Origin of the sequence: Tenacibaculum finnmarkense (genome assembly GCF_900239185.1) — a bacterium.
Taxonomy (GTDB): domain Bacteria; phylum Bacteroidota; class Bacteroidia; order Flavobacteriales; family Flavobacteriaceae; genus Polaribacter; species Polaribacter finnmarkensis.
Map to the genome: position 1 here is coordinate 1 of NZ_OENA01000019.1, position 3,497 is coordinate 3,497.

At 27.3% G+C, this 3,497-nt stretch carries 3 protein-coding genes; all 3 read right to left on the bottom strand.

Features of this window, described 5'->3' with window-relative positions:
• Positions 1-105 precede the first annotated feature (105 nt).
• On the bottom strand, positions 106-648 hold the full coding sequence (locus AQ1689_RS02200; protein ID WP_145993715.1) for a hypothetical protein: 543 nt from the start codon (positions 646-648) through the stop codon (positions 106-108).
• A 600-nt stretch (positions 649-1,248) separates the two neighbouring features.
• Positions 1,249-1,887 carry an RloB family protein gene (locus AQ1689_RS02205; RefSeq protein ID WP_101955047.1) on the bottom strand — a complete coding sequence of 213 codons (639 nt, stop codon included), beginning with the start codon at positions 1,885-1,887 and terminating at the stop codon, positions 1,249-1,251.
• Positions 1,888-1,892: 5 nt separating this feature from the next.
• The gene (locus AQ1689_RS02210; protein ID WP_101955048.1) at positions 1,893-3,191 is read right to left on the bottom strand and encodes an AAA family ATPase; all 1,299 of its coding nucleotides are present in this window, start codon (positions 3,189-3,191) and stop codon (positions 1,893-1,895) included.
• Between the last annotated feature and the right edge of the window lie 306 nt (positions 3,192-3,497).

Here is a 3,497-nt window from a genome sequence, read left to right on the forward strand (position 1 = left end):
AGCTCAAAAAACTAATTTATAGAATTATGAGCCTAGAATAATAATGTATAAACTTAATCAAGAAAAGAGTTGTTTTTTAGCTCAGTTCTTTGTTGGGCATAGTGTTTACTTTTGTTTAAAATTTAGTATCATATTTTCGAATTGTTTCAATACTTTTAGTTTAGATTTTTCTTTTTTTGATGATTCCGAATTAGTTTCATTTAGTTTGTTAAGTATTCTTTCTCTTTTCGTCTTTTCATTTTCAATAAATCCACTCAATTTTTCTATAAATTCTGAATATTTTTGAATTTCGTCCTCGTCTTTTTCGAATTGATTTTCATTATTTAATATTATTTTATTCAATTCATCTATATTATATGGTCTGATTTCAGTTCCGTAATTAGAACAATGTATTTCGTAATTTTGGTTATCGAAGTAAGTAAATATGTCTACTTTTATTTGACTTTTGTTATTTTCAATTTCAATGTCAGCATCTTCATTGTAACTTATTAAATTTTCAAGATTTTCAACTGTTATTTTCTTTTTGTCAAAATCATTGAATGTCCAAACCTGAATAGAATCTTTTCTATTAGGTTCGAAAGTCCAATAAAGATTTTCTGTGAGAATAAGTTTATTTTCAACTATTTTATATGAAGTAAATCTGCTCATTTTTTTTACATTATGCCCAACGCCATGTGTATGTGGCGTATTTTTCCGCCAGGAAAATATGCGCTCATACACTTTGTTAACGTGCGTTTTTTCTTTTTTAATTAAAATACCGTTATAAAATCACATATTTTTCAGCATTTTTATTCGGCGTTTAACTTGTCTAAATTTTCATATAAACTTACACTAAAAAATCTAAAATCGGGAATATTCCGAACATTTTTTCATTTTTATTTTCGATTGCGCAAACGAGCTAAAAAGTCCTCCATTTTCATTTCAGAATTATAGACAAATTCTTGCGTAATATTTTTCAAAATCTGCTGTTTTATGATTCCGTTTCTATTGCGTAAAAGAGCTAGAAAGTCGGCTATTTTCATTACAAACAGATTCACGTAATCTTTGTCAGGATTTTACTTTTCGAAAACGCTTAATTCCGTTAATATTCCGTGTAATTTGGCTTAATGCAGGTTAACGTTTACTGTATGGTTAGTGGCGTTTTAAAGAGCCGAATTTTTCAGTTTAACACAGAACTTTATTAAAAGAACTGAACTTCAAATTTAGCAATTAGTAGCCATTAACTATACAGATTGTTGGCAGTAGGCTTTATTTTTTGTCAGTTATCTTTTTAACTTCTTCTATTTCGAATAAAGAATTCATTTCACAGATTGCTTTATTTGTATTGTATTTATCAAATTTTAGGTTTTTAGAATTTACTTTTGCATCACTTAATTTATGTTTGAGTTTTAAGTAAATATCATTATCCTGTTTTGTGAAATATTTTCTTGTTTTTTGGTAATCAGCTAAGTGTTTTTTTAGTTGCTTTTCAGCTGATTTACAGTCTGTAAATAGTTTGTTAGTTCTTTCAAAATGTAATAAAAACCAAAATTCGATACAGGGATTATTTACAACGACAATAACATTATTAAACTTTTCAGCTTTTTCTTTTAGTTTAATAAATAACTGTTCGCTTGTTTCAGCACTTTTTTTGGTTTCACGTGTTTCTTTTGCAATCACATCATAATCTACAATCCAAAAAACTTTAGTGTAGTCTTCAGCTAAATCCTCAACCATTCTAAATTGTTCAGGAATACTTTTTTTACTTGGAAGTTTTGGCTCTATGTTTATGTTTAGCTCTCTTTCGTTACGCTTAAACATTTGTAAGTACCAAACCTCGGTATCTCCATCAACAACAAATGCAAATGCCTTGGAACCTTTTATTTTTATTTTTGATCTTTGTCTCATATGCGTTAGTCAAGATCAATGTAGTAATCACCTAAATTAGGTTTTCCTTTTAATTTTCCACTCTTGTATGCATTTAGTACGTTTGTAGTGTCCCTTACGACAGAAGTATCAAAATCAGCTAAAGAGTAAAGTTCTGTTGAACAGTAGTCTTCTGATTTATTTGTGAACCAAATTGCATCATTTCTAAAAACATCTTTATTATCTAATATTTCTCTATTATGTGTAGTCGCTAATATTTGAGAATTTTCAGAGTTAACAAGAAATGATAATAAAAATTGAATATACAAATCTGGATGAAGAGAAGCTTCTAGTTCATCTATTGGAATAATGTGATTTTTTTTAATTAACAAAGCGAGTAAACCAGCAAAACCATAATATCTTCTAGTACCTTGAGATTCTAGGTCTATTGGTAGATTATACTTGTTACCATTTACTGTATGTTCAAAATCAATATTTACTGAAGTTATTTTACCTTCTTCTTTAAGCTTTTTAACTCTGTCATTAGAGGCTTTAAGTTGTTTCTCTACAAACTCAATAAAACCATCAGGTAATTCTTTATCTTCTTCTTGAATATGTATGTCAGAAATATGAAAATCTGCTTTTTTTAAGATATTTATTACATCTTTTTTTAAAATTTCACTATTATCAATTTTTGATGTTATATATCCTTCTAGTTCAGTTCTTGTATATACTAGTGGCTTTAAGTATGTTTTGAACCAATCTATGGTTTCGTTCAATTCAATAGAATCGATATTTGTTTTTAGAAACCCGCCTAAAACGCTATTATTCCATAGAGTGTTAGATTCAAGAGTTTTAATAAATGTTTTGTCTTTTTTTATTTTACTGCCAAATTTTATCTCTGTAAACTGATGTTTTAAATCAGTTTTTCTTTTAAAAATATTAGCTTTTTTGGGATTATAGTTGTCAAGTTTTTCACTAATGATTGCTTTTTCTGTAAATTCTATTTCATAGTCATATCGTATTCCATTTTGTAAAAAATCGATAGATAGTGTTGAAGTCTGATTAGGCGTCTCTTTATCGAAAAGAAAAGGTTTGAATTCCAATGAATTAGTTTTTTTTTCTTCGGGTTCTAGAATTAAATCTCTTAAAAATTCCAAACCTTTAAGTATTGTAGTTTTTCCTGATGCATTAGCACCATAGATAAGAGCTAGTTTAAGTAATCTAAAACCACTTACATTCATTATGTAATAATCATTAAGGTGTTCAGATTTGTCTGCTTCAAAAGTCAACGTCTGTTTTTCTTTTACAGAACCAAAATTTTGTAAACTAAAATTGATTATCATTTTTTAATCTCTATTTTGTAAGTTTTTTACAAATTAACGGTAAAAAAATGATTTGTTTTAAGTTTTTGTGTTTAAATTTTGTTAATTAGTTACATTGCTCAGCTTACTGCCAACGTTTTTGTATATTATTTGTTGCGTATTTCAAGCAACTAATTTAGTAAATAAAAGCGGAATAGAAAATCCCCTAAGGATTTTCGTAATTAGTTTAGAACTAGCAATAAATTATATACGTCTTAAGTTTGTCTTTTAATACATTTGATATATAATCAGAAAGAATAAAAGAGAGAATTAAGGTTACTATATACG